Below are 17,363 nucleotides of genomic sequence, written 5' to 3' on the forward strand. Positions count from 1 at the left end.
GTGGCTCAGTCCAATTGGTAGTCGCGCATGCGCTCGGCGACGCCGGTGGAGATCAGCCAAGGGCCGATGGTGTCGGCACGGGCCAGGCCGGTGTCGTTCAACACGACCAGCTCGTCTTCTCGCGTGGCCAGCCCTTGCTCGAACAACTCGTCCAGTTGCGGCAGATCGTCGAAGCACTCCGTACCGAAGCGTTCGCGGTACTGCGCAAGATCCAGGCCCGGCTGTGCCAGCAGCGATTGAATGACGAAGCGGCGACGGCGCTCGTCCTCATCCAGCCGCACGCCGTAATCGATGCTGGCGAAGGAGGCCTCATCGCGCTCCAGATAGTGCGCAAGAATGTCCGCCACCGAGCGGCGGCTGACGCCGTACTCGCTGGAGTAGTGCAAGCCGCTTGTGTACGAGCGGGCGCCGCAGCCGATACCGACCATGCCATCGCTCTGGCAGCAGTACGCCGGGCCGCCGGAATCCGGTGCACTGGCGGCGCGGAACATGCGCATCGATACCTGCTCATAGCCTGCGGCAAGCAGCCGTTCGCGGCCGGCTTCATACAGGGCCAGCCGGTTGTCCACCGATTCGGGATGAATGACGAAGGAGCGCTTGCCGCCTTCCTTCGTACCGATGCGGTCCAGCCCGGTGTGTGGGCGCACGTATAGCGGGTAGAGGTAGAGCTCTTCCGGCTGGAAGGCGAGGGCACTCTCGATCGAGCTCAGGAAGCTGGCCACGGTCTGCCCGGCAATGCCGTAGATCAGATCCAGGTTGAGCGTTGGGATGCCCGCCGCACGTATCTGCGCGATGGCTTCCTCGACTACGGCACGCTGCTGCGGCCGCACCAGCGAGCGCACTTCGGCATCGCTGAAACTCTGGATGCCCATGCTGACGCGGTCGATGCCGGCGTCGCGGCAGATCTTCATCTTCGCCGCGTCCACGGTTTCCGGCGACACCTCGATGCCGGCGGGGATCGAATGCAGGTCGATGTTGGCATGGCGCTGTACGAAGTCGAACAGCCGCTGCAGCTGCGACGCATCCAGATAGGTGGGCGTGCCGCCGCCCAGCGCGAAGCGCACGAAGCGATGCTCGCCCAAGGCATCAGCGGTCACCCGCAACTGCTTCTCCATCTGCGCCAGATAGGCCTCCACCTGTGCCGGTGCCGGTCGCGCCATCGCGAACAGATTGCAGAAGCCGCACCGGTAGCTGCAGAACGGCACATGCAGGTACAGGAACAGCGCATCACGCGGCTCGCTCGCCCAGGCATCGGCAAGCAGCGGCGGCTGTGTGATCGGCCGGTACGCGGACTTGTGCGGATAAGAGTAGGAATAGGCCTGGTACGGCTCGAGCCGCAGCAGCTCGGACAAACGATGGGCGGTCATGGGCTCAACACGAAATGCGAATAGGGGACGTTCATCACCGTCTCGTGGGCGAGGCGATGGCCGTGGAAGCCATCCTCGCCGTAAGCGGTGCCATGGTCGGAACAGATGATCACGAAAGCCGGCCCACGCGCGCGCAAGGCCGCGAACAATGCCGCCAACTCACCGTCAACGTAGCGCAGCGCAGCACAGTGGCTGTCCAGTCCATCAGCATCGCAGCCGGGCAGGTAGTGCCGGTTCGGCTGGTGGATGGCCGAGACATTGATGAAGAGGAAGCAGTGCCGCTCGCCCCCTGCCTGCAGGCGCTCACAGGCCAGTGCCACCTGGCGCGCGGTGGAGTCGATCGCGGTCACGCCGAGCTCGGGCTGCCAGTGACTTTCCTCGAACAGGCCTGGCAGTTGCGAGCCCAGTGCATTGCGACGGTTGAAGAAGCCGACGCCGCCAATGCAGATGGTGCGGTAGCCCTGGTCACGGAAGCCGCCGATGATATCGGCACGGCCGGAGAACACGAAGGTCTCCGGCACGATGGTCTCGCTGCCTTCAAATTCCAGCGCGAACAGGCGCGGATGCGGGCCCGGGCGCGCAGGCGTGGGCAGGAAGCCGGCAAAGAATGCCGAGTGCGCCGCATAGGTGAAGCTGCCCGGTGTATGTCGCAGCTCCCAACCATTGCCCGGCAGGTGCGGCGCAAGCACCGGCAGCTCGCCGCGTTCGAAGCAGCGCTGGGCTGCATCGAAACGTAGCGCGTCCAGGGTGATCATCACCACGTCATGACTGCCGACGACGCGGTGCATGTCGGGCATGGGGGTCTCAAGCATGGGCGTACTCGTTTATTGCTGGACGTACTGGCGCCAGCAAGGCCTGATCTTCGTAGGTCGTGCGTCCGTTGTGGCGCAGATCCAGCAGCAGGTCGCCGAAGCCATTGGCTTCCAGTACCCAGCTGCGCGCGCCGCGCACGATCAGGTCGAAGCCGATCATGCGGCTGGCAGGGAACGCAGCCGCGGCGTTCATCGTGGCAGCTTGCAGATGGCGGATGGCGTCGCTATCCAGCAGCGCTTCCAACTGCGTGCGTGCATTGCCCAGGTGCAGGTTGGTCAGCGCGCCCGCGCTCATTCGCGCTACCCGCTGCCGTGGCTGGCCATCCAGCGCGACCACGCGCACGTCATAGCGGCGGCCATCGCTGCCCGGCACGGTGGGCTTGGGAATCCAGAGCTCGATGTAGGCGCCTTGCTCGGCCAGCAGGTCCACGAGTCGCGCGATATCGCGGTGCCGGTCGTAACGACGCTGCCGCAGTGAATTGAACACCCGCCAGCGACCGGCCTGTTCCACAAGCTCGGCCGAGCCATAGGCGACCTCGCGCCCATCGCGGTTGCGTGCATAGGCCAGCACGCCAGCACCGGACGAACCGTAGCGGGCCTTGATGAAGACACGCTCGCAGGCTGCATCGCATAGCCGCTCGCGCAGGTCGTCATAGCCGGATATCGCACCCAAAAGCGGCGGGATCATTAGGCCCGCGTCGCGCAGATGCTGCTGGCAACCGAGCTTGTCCGACATGCAGGCCAGATCGGCAGGTGCATTGAGGTAACGCGGTCCCGCCGGGAGCGCCGCCAACAGATCGGCAAAGCCGGCATACCAGAACTGTTGATGCACCAGCTCGCCATGCACAGCAGGCAAGGGCGTATCGCCGACAGCGCCGGACAACTCCCAGCCACGCCGCACCAATGCCTGATGCAGCGCCGGCGCTTCGCCGGGGGACTCCAGCTTGACGATGGCATCGGGAGCCTGCGCGATTGCCTCAAGCAGCCGCGCAGGTTCAGCGAGCAGTGTTTCGTAATCGAACACATGCGCGGCAGGCGCGCCCTGATCGTGCAGGGCACGCTGCAGCCACCCGATACGGCGGCTGCCGCGCGGGCCGATCAACAGCCAATCCGCCATCCTCGGCTTACTCGGACACCGCCACGTAGCGGTCGCCGTCATCTTCTTCTTCCGGGTCGTCCAGCACCACGGTGCAGGGCAGCGCCTGCAGCTTCTGCTGCCAGGCTTCGGAAATATAGTGATGGCTCAGGTCGATGCGCTGCAGGCCGCCCAGGTTCGGGCTTTCGCACAGCGCTTGCGCGCCCACGTCGCCGATGGTGCCCAGCGACAGGTCCAAGGTTTGCAGCGTGCCCAGCCAGGGCTCGCCGGCCAGCCACACGGCCAGTTCGTCGCTGATCATGGCGTTGCGCAGGCCCAGGTACTGCAGGCGCTCCGGCCCGATCGCGGACAACAGGCGCTGGTAGACCGCCACATCGCCATCGAAGCCATAGCCGTCATCACCAAGCCACAGCTCGAGATGGCGCAGGGCAGGCAGCGTGGAGTTTGCGATGGCAATGACGATCTCGTTCGGCAGGCCACCGCTCTCGATCGCCAGCTCCTGCAGCGACGCATGCGTGAAGGGCTGCAGCTCAAGTTCGGACGTGCCGCGGATGCGCAGTGATTCCAGGCCCGGGAACGCCTCCAGCAGAGGGTTGTAGGACATCTGGTTGATCCAGGACATCTCGCAGTCTTCGAAGGTCATGTCGCCTACGAACAGGGCCTTCAGGTTGCCCAGCTCGGCGCGGCGGGCGATCAGCCCATCGATCAGGCCTTGCGGGCCCTCGCCGGAAGCTTCATCCCACGCGCCGATGATCAGCACTTCAATCGACGCCGGATCAACGCGTTCGAAGAAGTTCGCCAGCAGTTCCTCCTGGCTCTCGTCGCTGTCGTATTCCTGCATCAAGCGGTAAGCGACATCTCCTGCTACTGCCTCGCCACCCATCTGGAAATCAACGACTTTCTTGCCACGATAAACCTGCGTGTATTCGCCAATGGTCACGGTACGTCCTTGCCGGAATGGTGCCGTAGCATAACCGAGAGCTTGATGACGCCGTCATCAAGATACGCGGGCAGGCAGGATGGGCAGCTTTCGCGGCGAGGTAACCATCGTGTGGTAGCGAAAGCGCGGTGAATTCCGGGCAGCTGATGCCAAGGTCACGCCGCCCCGCGTTCGCAAAGCACAGATGAGTGCGCGTTGCGCGATGAAAACGCAGCAACGCGCGCCCAAGCCAATGCCGCTTGCCTTACCCCAACAGGAATGCGTCGGTTGAACTCACCTGCGCGTACCCGAACACAAACGACGCCATCATCGCCGCGTGCACCTGTGCAGCCGGCGCCACAATCCCGTTGAACTCCAGGTCACGCGTAGCGCAGGCGTCGTGCAGCACGGTGACCGCATAGCCCATGTCGGCGGATGCACGCACCACCGCATCCACGCACATATGGCTCATCGCACCAACCACCACCACGTCCTCGATCCCGCGCGCATCAAGCTGCTGCTTCAAATCCGTATCGCGGAACGAATTGACATGGTTCTTGACGATCACCGGCTCATCGCCGATGGGTGCGACAGCGGCCATGATCCGCACCCCGTCCGAGCCCGGCACGAAGATCGGCGCATCGCTGCTGGCGGCTTCATGGCGGACATGCAGCACCGGCACGCCCTTGGCCCGCGCATCGGCAATCACGCGCACCGCATTGGCGGTGGCCGCATCAATGCCCACCAGTGGCAGCTTGCCGGTGGCAAGGTATTCATTCTGAAGATCGACGACGATAATGGCGCGCTTGCTCATGTACGGCTTCCTGATAGGTGGTTGAATGGTGTGGGAGAAGTCTCCGCGACCGCTCTGCCAGGACGAAGAGGCGCTACCGACATTCTTGAGGGCTGTACCGACAGATGCGCACCGATGGTCACATCCAAGTGGGAATCCTGCTGTATCCCGGCGCCCAGCTGGCGGCGGTGCTTGGCCTGACTGACCTGTTCGCCTTGGCCGCCAGGCTTGCCGGCGAGCGCGCAGCCCCCGCCGCCCCCGAACTGCAGGTCACGCATTGGCGCATTGAAGCGCCCGGCCAAGCGCCGCAGGCCGTCTACAGCTCAAGCCAGCCGCCAAGCGGCATGCCGCAGGTAATGATCCTGCCGCCCAGCATGCAGCCGCCGATTTCCACCGAGGCCGCCGCGCCCTATCTGGGTTGGCTGCGCGCACTGCATGACGACGGCACCACGCTCGCATCGGTCTGCGCCGGTGCATTCCTGCTGGCCGAAACCGGTCGCCTGGCCGGCCGCACCATTACCACCAACTGGCAATACGCCGAACTGCTGGCTGCACGCTTTCCGGACGTGACGCTGGACGTGGACCAGATGCTCATCGACGGCGGCGACATCTTCAGCGCAGGCGGCGCCATGGCCTGGACCGACCTCGGCCTGCGGCTGGTGGACCGCTACCTCGGCGCCGCAGTGATGTTGGATGTCGCACGCACGCTACTGATCGATCCGCCCGGCCGCCAACAGCGCTACTACAGCAGCTTCTCGCCACGGCTGACGCACGGCGATGCCGCCGTGCTGGTCGTGCAGCAATGGCTGCACGACACCCACGCCAAGCAGGTCGCATCCGCCGAACTCGCACAACGCGCAGGGCTGGAAGAACGCACCTTCCTGCGCCGCTTCCAGAAAGCCACCGGCATGACCGCCACCGAGTACTGCCAACGGGTTCGTGTGGCACGAGCGCGCGAGATGCTGCAGACCAGTAATGTGCCGCTGGAACGGATTGCCTGGGACGTGGGTTACAGCGACCCGGGCTCGTTCCGGAAGGTGTTCAACCGGATTGTGGGGTTGTCGCCGGGGGAGTATCGGAGGCGGTTCCACGTTGGCTGAGATATGATTCGCCTCCACCGGGCGTGTTACGTTTGAGCGACAGGGGAACAAGCAAAGCCAGAGCGATCCCCGCCTTCGCGGGGATGACGGTTTGAGGCTGCGGGCTGGATTGGGGCGCTGCTGGGGCAGGGCGACCGTCGCAGCAGTGACAGCAATCAGCCTTGCTTGAACAGCTTGCGCTTGCCGGTCAGCGGCTTGTCGTTCGGGGTGAGCTTGGCGACGCCGGGGATCAGGAAGTCCACCGGGTTGTGGCCGAAGCGGATCTTGGAGGCCAGCCACAGCGGCATCTTGCCGCGGCCGGTCCAGGTGTTCCACGGGCTTTCCGGGTCGCGGTACTTCAGCGGCACCTTGGGGCCCTTGCGGCGGCGGCTCTTGGTTTTTTGCGGGATGCCGGCTGCGTCGGTGCCGAACAGTTCTTCGATCGTATAGCCGGTTTTGGCTGCCAGAGCGGTCAGTTGGCGCCGGACCTTGTCCACCGGTTGGCGTCGATTGAGTGCAGTTTGCCTTTCCTTGGCGTCGCGAATGAGGGCGGTCAGCTCGCGGAGCGAGAGCGGGTTAAGGTCGATACTCATGCCGCTAGGGTTGATTCTGAGCGCTGGGGTGTCAAGGAAAAAACGGGGTCTAAAACCGGGGTCAGAGTGCGATTTCTGATCGAAATCGCACTCTGACCCCGGTTTTAGACCCGGTTTTGCAGCAGCATCTTTACTCCGGCCGCTTCACCGCATACGCACCAAACGTGTTGCCGATAAAGCCGCCAGCGGTGTCCGCGCTCAGCAGGCTGGCGTCGAGGGCGCCGCCGATACGTTGCCAGTGGCCGGGGCGTGGCGCGAACCAGGCCTGTGCGGTGGCGCCGTCCACCACCAGGCGCAGGCCGACATCGGCGGTATCGGCGGTCAGCGCGGCGCTGGCAAGCAGGCGCCCGGCTACCGGGTCCTTGTCACCGGCGCGCAGGTACAGGGCGACCCGGCGCTTGCCGTCGGCTGCGTCCACGCCAAGTACATAGTGATAGCGCTCGTTCTGCAGCAGGGCCAGGCCGGCCAGTTCACCGTCAGCGACGGTGGGCGCGGCCAGTTGCAGCTCCAGCGTGGCCTTGTGGTGTTGCAGTCGGTGGCCAAGGTAGTGCGTTTGGCCACCCGTCTCCAATGCGCCCAGCGCGGTGTCGCCGGCTTGCAGTTGCAGCCCCTTGGGGCCGGTGCTGAACCACGGGGTCTGTGCCGGATGCAGGGTCAGCCATTGCGGAGGCAGGGCGGCGGCGCTGAAGGTTTCACGCCAGCTGAAGGCCGCGCTGTCGTGGGCAGCGGATGTGCTGGCCGGTAGAGGGGGGCGCGGCAGCTGGGTGGGCACCGCGGCGCCACGCGGCAATACCTGCGGCCAGCCATCCTGCCAGTGCACCGGCAGCAGGAAGGTCTCACGGCCGAGGTTGTATTGGTTGCCACGGTAGGGGCGGGTGGCCAGGAATACTGTCCACCAGCTGCCGTCAGCCAGTTCCACGAACTGCGCATGGCCCGCCGAGGTTACCGGCGCGGGGCGCTGCGGATCGAGGTCGCGTTGGGTGAGTACCGGGTTGGCCGGGCCTGGCTGGTAGGGGCCGGTGAGCGTCCGGCTGCGCCAGATCATCTGCGCATGCTGCTCGCCGGTGCCGCCTTCGGCGGCGGTCAGGTAATACCAGCCGTCGTGGCTGAAGATGTGCGGACCTTCGATATGCTCCGGGTTGCTCGCCGGGTCGGCGCCGCCGTCCACAAGCAGCTTGCGTGCGCCTATCGCCTTGCCGCTGGCCAGATCGATCTGCTGCAGCCAGATGGCGCGGTGGCCGTCGTAGCGCAGCGCCCCATCGGGCACGTCGTTGTGCACGACCCAGGTGCTGCCATCGGCATCAAACACCAGCGACGGGTCGATGCCGCGTACCTGCAACCACACCGGGTCCGACCACGGACCGGCAGGATTGTCGGCGTGGACAAGGAAGTTGCCGCCGTCGCAGTAGAAGCAGGTGTTGACGATGTAGAAACGACCATCGTGGTGGCTGATGGAAGCGGCGAACAGGCCGCGGGTCAGCTCGTCCTTGCCGTAATTGATCTGGCTGGGGCGGTCGATGGCGTTGCCGATCTGCGTCCAGTTGACCAGGTCGCGGCTGTGCTGGATCGGCAGGCCGGGAAAATAGCCGAAGGTGGAGTTGACCAGGTAGAAGTCGTCGCCCACCCGCACCATCGATGGGTCCGGGTAGAAGCCGGGAACGATGGGGTTGCGGAAGTTGCCGGCCTGCAGCGGTGCTTGCTGGTCATCGCCCTGGTAGCTGATCGCATGGATCAGCACTTCGGCGCTGGATGGCTGCGGCAATGCGCCGGCGAACGAAAGAAGGAGCAACAGATGCCAGGGCCGGGGTGAACGCATGGAAGGCTCCTTGTTCTTGAAGGCACTTGGAATACGGGCTTCGTTGGCCCTCATCCCAATCCCTCTCCCATTGGGAGAGGCGCTATGAGCGTTGTTGCCACAGGGCATGCATGCCCCGTGCGGCGAGGTCTTCAGGGTGACGCTGCACACCCACGCCCCAGGCGATCAGCGCTTGGGCGTACAGGGCGAGCAGACGGTCGTTGCCGATCAGGTGCACCTGCGACAGGCGCGGGGTGTGATCGAGCACGCCACTGGCGAGGATTTCGTGGCCAATCAGCAGGCCGGACAGATACGACGGCAGCGCGCTGCCTTCCATCTGGTTGAACAGTCCCAGCGTGCGCACGCCGAACAGGTGGTGCAGCAAGCCGCCGGGCTGGCGGCTGCGCTTGAGGCCAGTCTCGAATGCCCAGGCATCGAAGCGGCTGTCATCGGCGGGCATCAGCTTGCCGAGCAGGCTGTGGTTGCGCAGCACGGCGTACATCTCGCCGGTCATCGCCGTAGCCAGCCGTTGTACGCGGCCGTTGGTGATCGTCACCCACTTGCTGTGCGTGCCCGGCAGGCAGACCACATGGTTGCCGCGTGGCAGCACCGCCAGCAGGGCGGCCAGCTGGGTTTCCTCGCCGCGCATGACGTCGGGGACGGACTCGGTGCCGGTGTCGCTGACGCCGGGCACGATCCACAGTTCGCGGTCCGCCAGCGTCGGCGCCTGCAGCGGCACCAATGCGTGCGCCAGATCTTCAATTCCGGTGGGGCAGGGCAGGTAGGGCACTTCGTGCCAGCCGTTGCGGCTGCCGACCATGCCCGAGAGCAGGATCAAGCGGTCGTCCCAACCGGCGATCTCTTCAGACAGCACCGCTTCGAACTGCGCCGCACTGGCCTGCAGCCCGCGCTCGCTGCGCCGCCGCTCGAAGACGTGGCCGTCCGCATCCAGCCGATACAGGCGCAGGCTGCTGGTGCCCCAATCGACTGCGATCATGGCAAGCGCACCCGGTCGACGCGGGCCGTGACACCGGCCAGCGGCAGCATGAAGACGCCGCCCGCCGATGGCTCCTGTGCCAGCACGCTGTCTGCCAGGCCGATGCGGGCGCTGGTGATGTACAACGCGTCCTTGCCGATCACGCAGCACGACACATGCCGCGTGGGCAGCTCCACGCGCTGCACGATGTCGCCGTTGGCGGTGTAGCGAAGTACGCGGCCTGCGGCCCATTGCGCGTTCCAGATGCAGCCCTGGTCGTCGACCACGGCGCCATCGGGCTCAATGCCGGGTTCGGCGAGGTCCACGAATACCTCCACCTGTTCGGCATGGGCGTCGGCGGCGTTGTAGCGTGCGGTCAGGATGCTGCCATCCAGCGAATCGCAGAAATAGATGCGCGCGCCATCGGGGCTGAAACAGATTGCATTGGGAATGACCGCCATCGGCAAGGGCAGCATGCGCAAGCCATGCGCCGCGCTCCATTGGTAATGGCGCCCAGCGCGGCGGCCATCGGCGTACTCGCTCTTGATGCCGAATACGAAGTTGCCATCACGATCCGCGCGGCCGTCGTTGATGCGTGTGTGGCTATCATCGGCTTCCACTGCCACCAGCAACTGCGTAGGCAGTTGCGTGTGGTGCAGGTTGGCTTCCGGATCGGCGACGTACAGGCCGTTGGCCAGGCCCAGCAGCAGTCGCCCGTCCTCAGCAAGGGCCAGGCAGCCCAAGGCTTCGTGCAGTTGCCAATGCTGGCTGTGGCCGGTGGCTGGGTCGTGTCGCCACAGGCGCCCGGCGAGGATGTCGGTCCAGTACAGCACCTTGTTGCGGTCGCACCAGAGGATGCCTTCGCCCAGCTCGCAGCGGCTGTCGACCAACAACTGCGCCTGCGCCACCGCCCTGTCGTTCGCCACCGCAGTCACCATTCGGCGACGCTGCCGTCGCTGTGCCGCCACAAGGGGTTGCGCCAGCGCGGTGGCTGCTTGTTGGCTTCGACCAGGCGCGCTTCGTCAATCTCCACGCCCAGGCCCGGCTTGGGCAGGGCGACGATGCAGCCCTGCGCATCGCAGGCGAAGTCGTCCTTGTTGATCACGTAGTCCAGCAGGTCGGCGCCTTCGTTGTAATGGATGCCGATGCTCTGTTCCTGCAGCACCGCGTTGTGGGCGACGAAGTCGACCTGCAGGCAGGCGGCCAACGCTACCGGGCCGAGCGGGCAATGCGGTGCCAGCGCCACGTCATGGGCTTCGGCCATGGCGGCGATCTTGTGGCACTCGGTGATGCCACCGGCATGCGACAGGTCCGGCTGCAGGATGGACAGGCCACCGGCAGCCAGTACCGGCTTGAATTCGGTACGCGAATACATGCGTTCGCCGGCGGCCAACGGAATGGCGCTGCTTTCCGACAACGGGCGGTAGTACTCCCACTGCTCCGGCAGCACCGGCTCTTCGACGAACAGCGGCCGGTACGGCGCCAGTTCCTTGAGCAGTACGCGGGCCATCGGTGCACTGACCCGGCCATGGAAATCGATGCCGAAGTCCACCGTATTGCCCAACGCTTCGCGGATGGTGGCGACCTTCTCGATGGCACTGTCGACCGCGCGCGGGCTGTCGATCAGCTTCATCTCTTCGGTGCCGTTGAACTTGAAGGTGTCGTAGCCCAGCGTCTGGTAGTGGCGCATCTGCGCGACGATATCGGCCGGGCGGTCGCCGCCGACCCAGCGATAGGTCTTCATGCGCTCACGCACCAGGCCACCGAGCAATTGGTATACCGGCACGCCCAAGGCCTTGCCCTTGATGTCCCACAGCGCCTGGTCAATGCCGGCGATGGCGCTCATCAGGATCGCGCCGCCACGGTAGAAACCGCCGCGGTACAGCACCTGCCACAGGTCGTTGATGCGCGCCGGATCCTTGCCGATCAGGTAATCGCCCAGCTCGTGCACGGCCGCTTCGACGGTGGCGGCGCGGCCTTCGATCACCGGCTCGCCCCAACCACTGATGCCCTCATCGGTTTCGATCTTGAGGAACAACCAGCGCGGCGCGGCCTGGTAGGTGGTCAGACGCACGATCTTCATGCCGAGTAGTCCAGATAGGCCTGGCGGAAAGCGCGCGCGTTGTCGCGCGTGGTCTGCACCGACTGGCCGGGTTGATAAAGGTCACCGCCGGTGCCCGCACCCTGACAACCAGCGGAAAGATAGCTGGCAAGGGTGCTGGGGGAGACGCCACCGACGGCGAAAAGGGGTACGGGCGGCAATACGCTGCGCAGGGCGCGCACCAACGCCGGGCCGTAGATGGATGCAGGGAACAACTTCAGTACCTGGGCGCCCGCGCGCAGCGCCTGGAACGCCTCGCTGGCGGTGGCGAAGCCGGCCGCGACCAACAGGCCTTCGGCGACTGCGCGCTGGATCAGCTGCGGGTCGGTATTGGGGGTGACCATCAGCTGCCCGCCGGTGCGTAGCAGGGCATCGATGTGCTGCGGCTGCACCACCGTGCCGGCACCAATGCAGGCGTGCTGGCCATGGCGTTGCACGCTGCGGCGCACGCTGTCCTCCCAGTCGGGCGAGTTGGTCGGGATCTCGATCGCGTCGAAACCCTCCTCGACCAGGGCATCGACATGCGCATCCACCTCGGCCGGCGTGATGCCGCGCAGGATGGCGATCAAGGGCAACTGGAAGGGCAAGTGGGTCATCAGTCGTGGTAAACCTGCGAGCGGCCGCCATCGATCAGGATGTCGGTGGCGTTGATGAAGCGCGCCTCGTCACTGGCCAGGAACAGGGCGGTATAAGCCACTTCCTCGGGCGTGCCGATGCGGCGCGGTGGCAGCAGCGCGGTCTGGCGCTCGCGGGCACCGGGCTCGCGTTCAAACCAGGCTTCGATGCGCGGCACCAGGATCAGCCCGGGCGAAATCGAATTCACGCGGATGCCGTGCGCGGCGTATTCGATGCCCAGCGACCGGGTCATGCCGATCAAGGCATGCTTGGCCACCGGGTAGGGGAAGGCACCGGGGATGATCTTGTGGCCGTGTACCGAGGCGATGTTGACGATGGCACCGGCCTGCTGCGCGACCATGCCCGGCAGCACCGCCCGGCACAGCTGCCAGGCGCCTTCCAGGTTCAACGCAAAGCAGCGCTGCCACTGCGTATCGTCCAGTGCCAGGGGATCGGAGAACACATCGGCGCCAGCGTTGTTGACCAGCACGTCGATGCGACCATGGCGGGCGAGGGTGGCGTCGACCAGGCCGCGCATTGCCGCGGTGTCGGTGATGTCACCGTGCAGCAGTTCGAAGCCCTGAGGATCGCCGGCGTTGAGGTCGATGCCGACCACCTGCGCGCCTTCGTCGGTGAACCGGCGGGCGATGGCCGCGCCGATGCCGCTGGCGGCGCCGGTGACCACGGCGACCTTGCCGGACAGGCGGCCGCTCACCGGCAAGCCTCCGTCAGGCCTGCGTTGCCGTGCGTATCCCGGCCCGCGCCCGTGGCGCCGGCTGACGATGAAGCCCTCATCCTGTTCTCCCTTTAGCGTTCTGTCGGTGCCAGCCAGGCGGCCCAAGGGCGGCCATGGCTGCGACGGAAGCGTGGCATAGCCTTGCGTGAGAACCTATGTGCGACAAATGAAATTTTTGTCGTAATGTATTCGCTGGGCGAATAGCTACATCGGCGAGGGCACAAGGCGCATGGTTCAACCCACCACCGGCTGGTTCAATGCCACCCGTCTGAAGACCCGTCACCTGCTGTTGCTGCTGCACCTGTACGAGCAGCGCTCGGTGCTGCGCGCCGCCGAGGCGGCCAACATGACCCAGCCGGCGGCGTCCAAGCTGCTGGCCGAGATGGAAGACCTGCTCGGGGTGCCGCTGTTCGAGCGGCATGCGCGCGGGGTGGAGCCGACCTGGTACGGCCAGGTGATGATCCGGCGTGCCCGCGCCGCGCTGTCGGAGATCGGTCGCGCCCAGGACGAAATCGCTGCGTTGCGCAGCGGCCTGACCGGCCAGGCGGCGATCGGCACCGTGGTCAACCCCGGCACCAACCTGGTGCCGCAGGCGGTGGCCGCGCTCAAGCGCGACTTCCCCGACATCCTGATCCGGATCGAAATGGACTACAGCCGGCCCTTGGTGGCCAAGCTGCTCGACGGCCAGTTGGACATCGTGGTCGGCCGCATCATGGGCGCCGAAGGCAGCAGCGAGCTCGAATTCGAGCCACTGGCCGACGAGCCGCACTCGGTGATCGTGCGTGCCGGCCACCCGCTGGCCGGGCGCAGCCGGGTGGGCTATGCCGACTTGGTCGAGCACGGCTGGATCATGCCGCCGGAGGGCAGCGTGCTGCGCTCACGCCTGGACGCGGTATTCCTGGAGCATGGCCTGGTGCCGCCGCGCAACATCGTCGAAACCACATCGCTGCCGGTCACCATCCATCTGCTGCGCCACAGCGACCTGCTGACCGCATTGCCGGCCGAGTCCGTCGCGCCCTACCTGCAGACCGGCCAGATGGTCGTATTGCCGATCGCGCTGGATGTCCGCATGGAGTTCTTCGGCATCATCCGTCGCCGCGATCAACTGCTCTCACCCGGCGCCGAACGCGTGCTGGAAGCACTACGCCTGACCGCCCGGAGGTTGTACCCGCCAGCAGGCTGAAGTGGGGTATTCGCTTCTGATATAGATCCTGCGCATTTTTTCATTGGTCGGGAATGTGTACCCCCGCCTATGCTCGCCGCCGTGGCCGTCATGGCCATTGGTACCAGGGCCGTATGTCGTGTGCTGCAGGGGGCGCACGGTTGCAACGGCAACCAAGGATGTGGAGAGCGGTAAGTCGGGTGCCCCGTTGCGGCGGGGTGCGTTGGTACGCGGTTTTCAATCTGCTTTACCTGGTGCCAAAGGCGCAACGACGTCGGTGCTGGGAAAACTCAATCGTCGTCATGTGTCCTGGGAGGGAACACTCATGTCAACGCTCCAGCGCCGCCTCAAGGTGGCCAATGGCACGCGCCGTCGTGCTGGTACCGGTCTGCAACCTACTGTCCTTGCGTTGAGCGTGGCGCTACTGCTGTCGGCCGCCGCACAGGCGCAGGACGCCACGGCCGACAAGAAGGCCACCGATCTGGACGCGGTGCAGGTCACCGGCATCCGCGGTTCGGTCTACAAGGCGCAGGACATCAAGCGCGACGCCGACACTTTCGTGGACTCGGTCACCGCGTTGGATATCGGTGCCTTGCCTGACCGCAGCGTCACCGAGACGTTGTCGCGCATCCCCGGCGTCACCATCGACCACTTCCTGTCGGTCGGTGACCCGGAGCATTTCTCCGCCGAAGGCAGCGGTGTGCAGGTGCGCGGCCTGACCCAGGTGCGCTCCGAGCTCAATGGCCGTGACAGCTTCTCCGCCTCCGGTGGCCGCAGCCTGAGCTTCCAGGACGTACCGTCCGAGCTGATGGCCGGCGTCGACGTATACAAGAACCAGAAGGCCGACATGATCGAAGGCGGCCTCGGTGGCACCGTCGACCTGCGCACCTTCATGCCGTTCGATATCGACGGCCAGAAGATCAGCTTCAGCCTCAGCGAGAACTACGGCGACTTCATCAAGAAGTACAAGCCGTCAGGCTCGGCGCTGTACAGCAATACCTGGGACACCGATGCCGGCAAGTTCGGCCTGCTGGTCGATGTGGCCCATAACGAACTGGCTACGCGTACCGACGGCCTGTTCGTGCGCCCGTTCTTCAAGACCGCCAACAGCGACCTGAACGGTGACGGCAGCAACGACGAAGTGTGGCTGCCGCGTGGCGCCGACTGGCGCACCCTGGAGTACGAACGCAAGCGCGAAGGTGCTTACGTGGCGCTGCAGTGGAAGCCAAGCGATGACCTGGAGTTGTTCGCCACCGCATTCCAGAGCAAGTACGACGAGCTCTGGTATGAAGATGCGATCTTCGTCTCCAACGATCCGACCCAGGTAACCCTTGATGCCAGCCAGCCTTACGAGCTGGAAGGCAATGTGTTCAAGTCCGGTCGCCTGACCTCGGCCTCGGGCGTGCCGATGGGCACCGACATCCGCGCATCGCATCGCAAGTCCAAGACCACTGATTACTCGATGGGTCTGAAGTGGAACCTGAGCGACGCCACCGAGTTCTCGACCCAGTTCCAGTACATCGATGCCAGCACCCGCAGCCTCGACTCGACCGTGTCGCTGGGCGTGAACGTACCCTACATCGACGTCAGCCTGGGCGGCCTGCCATCGATCGGCGTGGATGAAAGCTTCACCGGCAACCCGGAGAACTACTACTGGGGCTTCACCATGGAAGACGTGGTGAACAACAAGGCCAAGGAACTGGCCTGGCGTGCCGACCTGAAGCACAGCTTCGACAGCGGCTTCTTCAAGTCGGTGAAGTTCGGCGTGCGCACGACCAGTCGCCAGGCCACCAGCATCGACACCGGCTACAACTGGCAGGCGGTGTTCCAGACCTGGATGGCATGGTGGGCGTTGCCCAATGACCAGATGCCGGGCCTGGACCTCAATGACCAGGTCAACTCCAGCCTGGTCAACCTGAGCACCTTCAAGAACTTCTATCGCGGTGATGCCAACACCCCGGGCGCGTTCTACGCTCCGATCCTGGCCACCGCACTGGGCTTCCCGGGCAGCTACAGCGCCATCCATGATGCGGCTGCGCCGTACTACTCCTGCTGCTATGGCGGCTTCACCCCGCGCCAGGCCACCGAGGAATACACCAACGACCAGAACGAGGACACCCGTGCGGTCTACGCGATGTTGAATTTCGCGCTGGATGACACCGCGTTCGACGGCAACATCGGTGTCCGCGTGGTGCGCACCGAGAACTCTGCATCCGGCTATCTGGTCTATCCCAACGTTGCCTATGCGCCGTACCTTGGTGCCGGCCAGATCGAGCCGATCACCGCCAAGAACAGCTACACCGACGTGTTGCCCAGCTTGAACATGCGTTGGGAGCCGATCAGCGATGTCGTCGTGCGCTTTGCTGCATCCCAGGCCATCGCCCGCCCGGACTTCGGCGACATGCAGGCCTACCAGCTGTTGAGCGCCAACACCCGTGACGGCGTCACCCCGCCGACCGATGGCAGCACCTTGGCGCCGGATTCGCTGAACCTGACCGGCAGCTCCTACGACAACCCGTACCTGACGCCGATGAAGGCCAACCAGTACGACCTGTCGTTCGAATGGTATTTCTCGCCGGATCGTGGCGGCATGGCGTGGGTCAACCTGTTCCGCAAGGACATCAAGGATTACTTCCGCCGCCAGTCGCAGCTGGTGTCCTACCCGGGCGTGGATGGCAACTCGTATGACTACCTGATCACCCGTCCGGTCAACGTCGGTACGGCGAGCATCCAGGGTGCCGAGCTGGGCTGGAACCAGTTCTTCGACTTCCTGCCCGAAGCGTTGAAGGGCTTCGGCATGTCGGCCAACTACACCTACATCGACAGCAAGACCAAGGTGCCGAACGACCTGGACGTGGTGCCGGTGGATACCGATGGCTCGTTGTTCGGCGACCTGCCGGCCGATGGCCTGTCCAAGAACTCCTACAACGTGGCGCTGTTCTACGAAAAGGGTCCGTGGCAGATCCGCATGGCCTATAACTGGCGCAGCGAGTTCCTGCTGTCGGTTGGCCCGAACGGCTACAACGGCGGCGATGGCGGCATTGCCTGGAAGCTGCCGGTGTACAGCGATGCCTATGGCCAGCTGGACGGTTCGATCTTCTACAAGTTCAACGACAACGTGCAGTTGGGCCTGGAGATGAACAATCTCAACAACGCGGAGCAGCGCACGATCATGGATCAGGTCGGTGCCGGTCGCCGCGTGACTTCGTGGTACGTCAATGACACCCGTTATGCCGCCACCCTGCGGGTGACGTTCTAAGTGCAGCACCGGGGAGGGGCGTTGCGTCCCTCCCCACTGCCATGGGCGGCAGCGCCCGCC

General features: G+C 65.1%; 15 protein-coding genes. 3 read left to right on the forward strand and 12 right to left on the reverse strand.

Features of this window, described 5'->3' with window-relative positions; all coding sequences use genetic code 11:
- Positions 1 to 5: 5 nt before the first annotated feature.
- The 5 genes from RT460_RS07860 to RT460_RS07880 all read right to left on the reverse strand — a co-directional run bounded on the left by RT460_RS07860 (position 6) and on the right by RT460_RS07880 (position 5,008).
- Positions 6 to 1,367 carry an STM4012 family radical SAM protein gene (locus RT460_RS07860; protein ID WP_313318243.1) on the reverse strand — a complete coding sequence of 454 codons (1,362 nt, stop codon included), beginning with the start codon at positions 1,365 to 1,367 and terminating at the stop codon, positions 6 to 8.
- Complete coding sequence (locus RT460_RS07865; RefSeq protein WP_313318244.1) at positions 1,364 to 2,179, reverse strand: STM4013/SEN3800 family hydrolase; 816 nt, start codon at positions 2,177 to 2,179, stop codon at positions 1,364 to 1,366. The genes RT460_RS07860 and RT460_RS07865 overlap by 4 nt, the downstream gene beginning before the upstream one ends.
- Positions 2,172 to 3,281: an STM4014 family protein gene (locus RT460_RS07870; protein WP_313318323.1), complete on the reverse strand. Its 1,110-nt coding sequence runs from the start codon at positions 3,279 to 3,281 to the stop codon at positions 2,172 to 2,174. The genes RT460_RS07865 and RT460_RS07870 overlap by 8 nt, the downstream gene beginning before the upstream one ends.
- A 22-nt stretch (positions 3,282 to 3,303) precedes the next feature.
- Entirely contained in the window at positions 3,304 to 4,215 is a 912-nt protein-coding gene (locus RT460_RS07875; RefSeq protein WP_313318245.1) for an STM4015 family protein, read from the reverse strand.
- Positions 4,216 to 4,459: 244 nt separating this feature from the next.
- Positions 4,460 to 5,008: a cysteine hydrolase family protein gene (locus RT460_RS07880; RefSeq protein ID WP_313318246.1), complete on the reverse strand. Its 549-nt coding sequence runs from the start codon at positions 5,006 to 5,008 to the stop codon at positions 4,460 to 4,462.
- A 128-nt stretch (positions 5,009 to 5,136) separates the two neighbouring features.
- On the opposite strand from RT460_RS07880, the gene RT460_RS07885 reads away from it, so the two are divergent.
- Complete coding sequence (locus RT460_RS07885) at positions 5,137 to 6,087, forward strand: helix-turn-helix domain-containing protein (RefSeq protein ID WP_313318247.1); 951 nt, start codon at positions 5,137 to 5,139, stop codon at positions 6,085 to 6,087.
- Between the two features lie 155 nt (positions 6,088 to 6,242).
- Here the strand turns inward: RT460_RS07885 and RT460_RS07890 are convergent, their stop codons facing one another.
- The 7 genes from RT460_RS07890 to RT460_RS07920 all read right to left on the reverse strand — a co-directional run bounded on the left by RT460_RS07890 (position 6,243) and on the right by RT460_RS07920 (position 12,861).
- Positions 6,243 to 6,659 carry an H-NS histone family protein gene (locus RT460_RS07890; RefSeq protein ID WP_313318248.1) on the reverse strand — a complete coding sequence of 139 codons (417 nt, stop codon included), beginning with the start codon at positions 6,657 to 6,659 and terminating at the stop codon, positions 6,243 to 6,245.
- Between the two features lie 130 nt (positions 6,660 to 6,789).
- Complete coding sequence (locus tag RT460_RS07895; protein WP_313318249.1) at positions 6,790 to 8,475, reverse strand: glycoside hydrolase family 43 protein; 1,686 nt, start codon at positions 8,473 to 8,475, stop codon at positions 6,790 to 6,792.
- Between the two features lie 82 nt (positions 8,476 to 8,557).
- Positions 8,558 to 9,451, reverse strand: a complete 894-nt coding sequence (locus tag RT460_RS07900; RefSeq protein WP_313318250.1) for a 2-dehydro-3-deoxygalactonokinase — start codon at positions 9,449 to 9,451, stop codon at positions 8,558 to 8,560.
- Complete coding sequence (locus RT460_RS07905; protein ID WP_313318251.1) at positions 9,448 to 10,356, reverse strand: SMP-30/gluconolactonase/LRE family protein; 909 nt, start codon at positions 10,354 to 10,356, stop codon at positions 9,448 to 9,450. The genes RT460_RS07900 and RT460_RS07905 overlap by 4 nt, the downstream gene beginning before the upstream one ends.
- A 5-nt stretch (positions 10,357 to 10,361) precedes the next feature.
- Positions 10,362 to 11,513 carry a galactonate dehydratase gene (gene dgoD / locus RT460_RS07910; RefSeq protein WP_313318252.1) on the reverse strand — a complete coding sequence of 384 codons (1,152 nt, stop codon included), beginning with the start codon at positions 11,511 to 11,513 and terminating at the stop codon, positions 10,362 to 10,364.
- Complete coding sequence (locus RT460_RS07915; protein ID WP_313318253.1) at positions 11,510 to 12,127, reverse strand: 2-dehydro-3-deoxy-6-phosphogalactonate aldolase; 618 nt, start codon at positions 12,125 to 12,127, stop codon at positions 11,510 to 11,512. The genes dgoD and RT460_RS07915 overlap by 4 nt, the downstream gene beginning before the upstream one ends.
- On the reverse strand, positions 12,127 to 12,861 hold the full coding sequence (locus tag RT460_RS07920; RefSeq protein WP_313318254.1) for an SDR family oxidoreductase: 735 nt from the start codon (positions 12,859 to 12,861) through the stop codon (positions 12,127 to 12,129). Before RT460_RS07920 ends, RT460_RS07915 begins: the two co-directional genes overlap by 1 nt.
- 250 nt (positions 12,862 to 13,111) lie before the next feature.
- Between RT460_RS07920 and RT460_RS07925 the strand changes: the two genes are divergently transcribed.
- Complete coding sequence (locus RT460_RS07925) at positions 13,112 to 14,065, forward strand: LysR substrate-binding domain-containing protein (RefSeq protein ID WP_313318255.1); 954 nt, start codon at positions 13,112 to 13,114, stop codon at positions 14,063 to 14,065.
- A 304-nt stretch (positions 14,066 to 14,369) separates the two neighbouring features.
- Positions 14,370 to 17,303, forward strand: coding sequence for a TonB-dependent receptor (locus RT460_RS07930; protein WP_313318256.1), 2,934 nt, complete (start codon positions 14,370 to 14,372; stop codon positions 17,301 to 17,303).
- The last annotated feature ends 60 nt before the right edge of the window (positions 17,304 to 17,363 follow it).

It is taken from the genome of Stenotrophomonas sp., assembly GCF_032061965.1.
GTDB lineage: Bacteria > Pseudomonadota > Gammaproteobacteria > Xanthomonadales > Xanthomonadaceae > Stenotrophomonas.

Bases quoted from the DNA above. Each gene is read 5' to 3' on its own strand.
- RT460_RS07895 (WP_313318249.1), bottom strand. From the start codon at position 8,475: ATGCGTTCACCCCGGCCCTGGCATCTGTTGCTCCTTCTTTCGTTCGCC.
- RT460_RS07865 (WP_313318244.1), bottom strand. From the start codon at position 2,179: ATGCTTGAGACCCCCATGCCCGACATGCACCGCGTCGTCGGCAGTCAT.
- RT460_RS07925 (WP_313318255.1), top strand. From the start codon at position 13,112: ATGGTTCAACCCACCACCGGCTGGTTCAATGCCACCCGTCTGAAGACC.
- RT460_RS07880 (WP_313318246.1), bottom strand. From the start codon at position 5,008: ATGAGCAAGCGCGCCATTATCGTCGTCGATCTTCAGAATGAATACCTT.
- RT460_RS07915 (WP_313318253.1), bottom strand. From the start codon at position 12,127: ATGACCCACTTGCCCTTCCAGTTGCCCTTGATCGCCATCCTGCGCGGC.
- RT460_RS07900 (WP_313318250.1), bottom strand. From the start codon at position 9,451: ATGATCGCAGTCGATTGGGGCACCAGCAGCCTGCGCCTGTATCGGCTG.
- RT460_RS07890 (WP_313318248.1), bottom strand. From the start codon at position 6,659: ATGAGTATCGACCTTAACCCGCTCTCGCTCCGCGAGCTGACCGCCCTC.
- RT460_RS07860 (WP_313318243.1), bottom strand. From the start codon at position 1,367: ATGACCGCCCATCGTTTGTCCGAGCTGCTGCGGCTCGAGCCGTACCAG.
- RT460_RS07930 (WP_313318256.1), top strand. From the start codon at position 14,370: ATGTCAACGCTCCAGCGCCGCCTCAAGGTGGCCAATGGCACGCGCCGT.
- dgoD (WP_313318252.1), bottom strand. From the start codon at position 11,513: ATGAAGATCGTGCGTCTGACCACCTACCAGGCCGCGCCGCGCTGGTTG.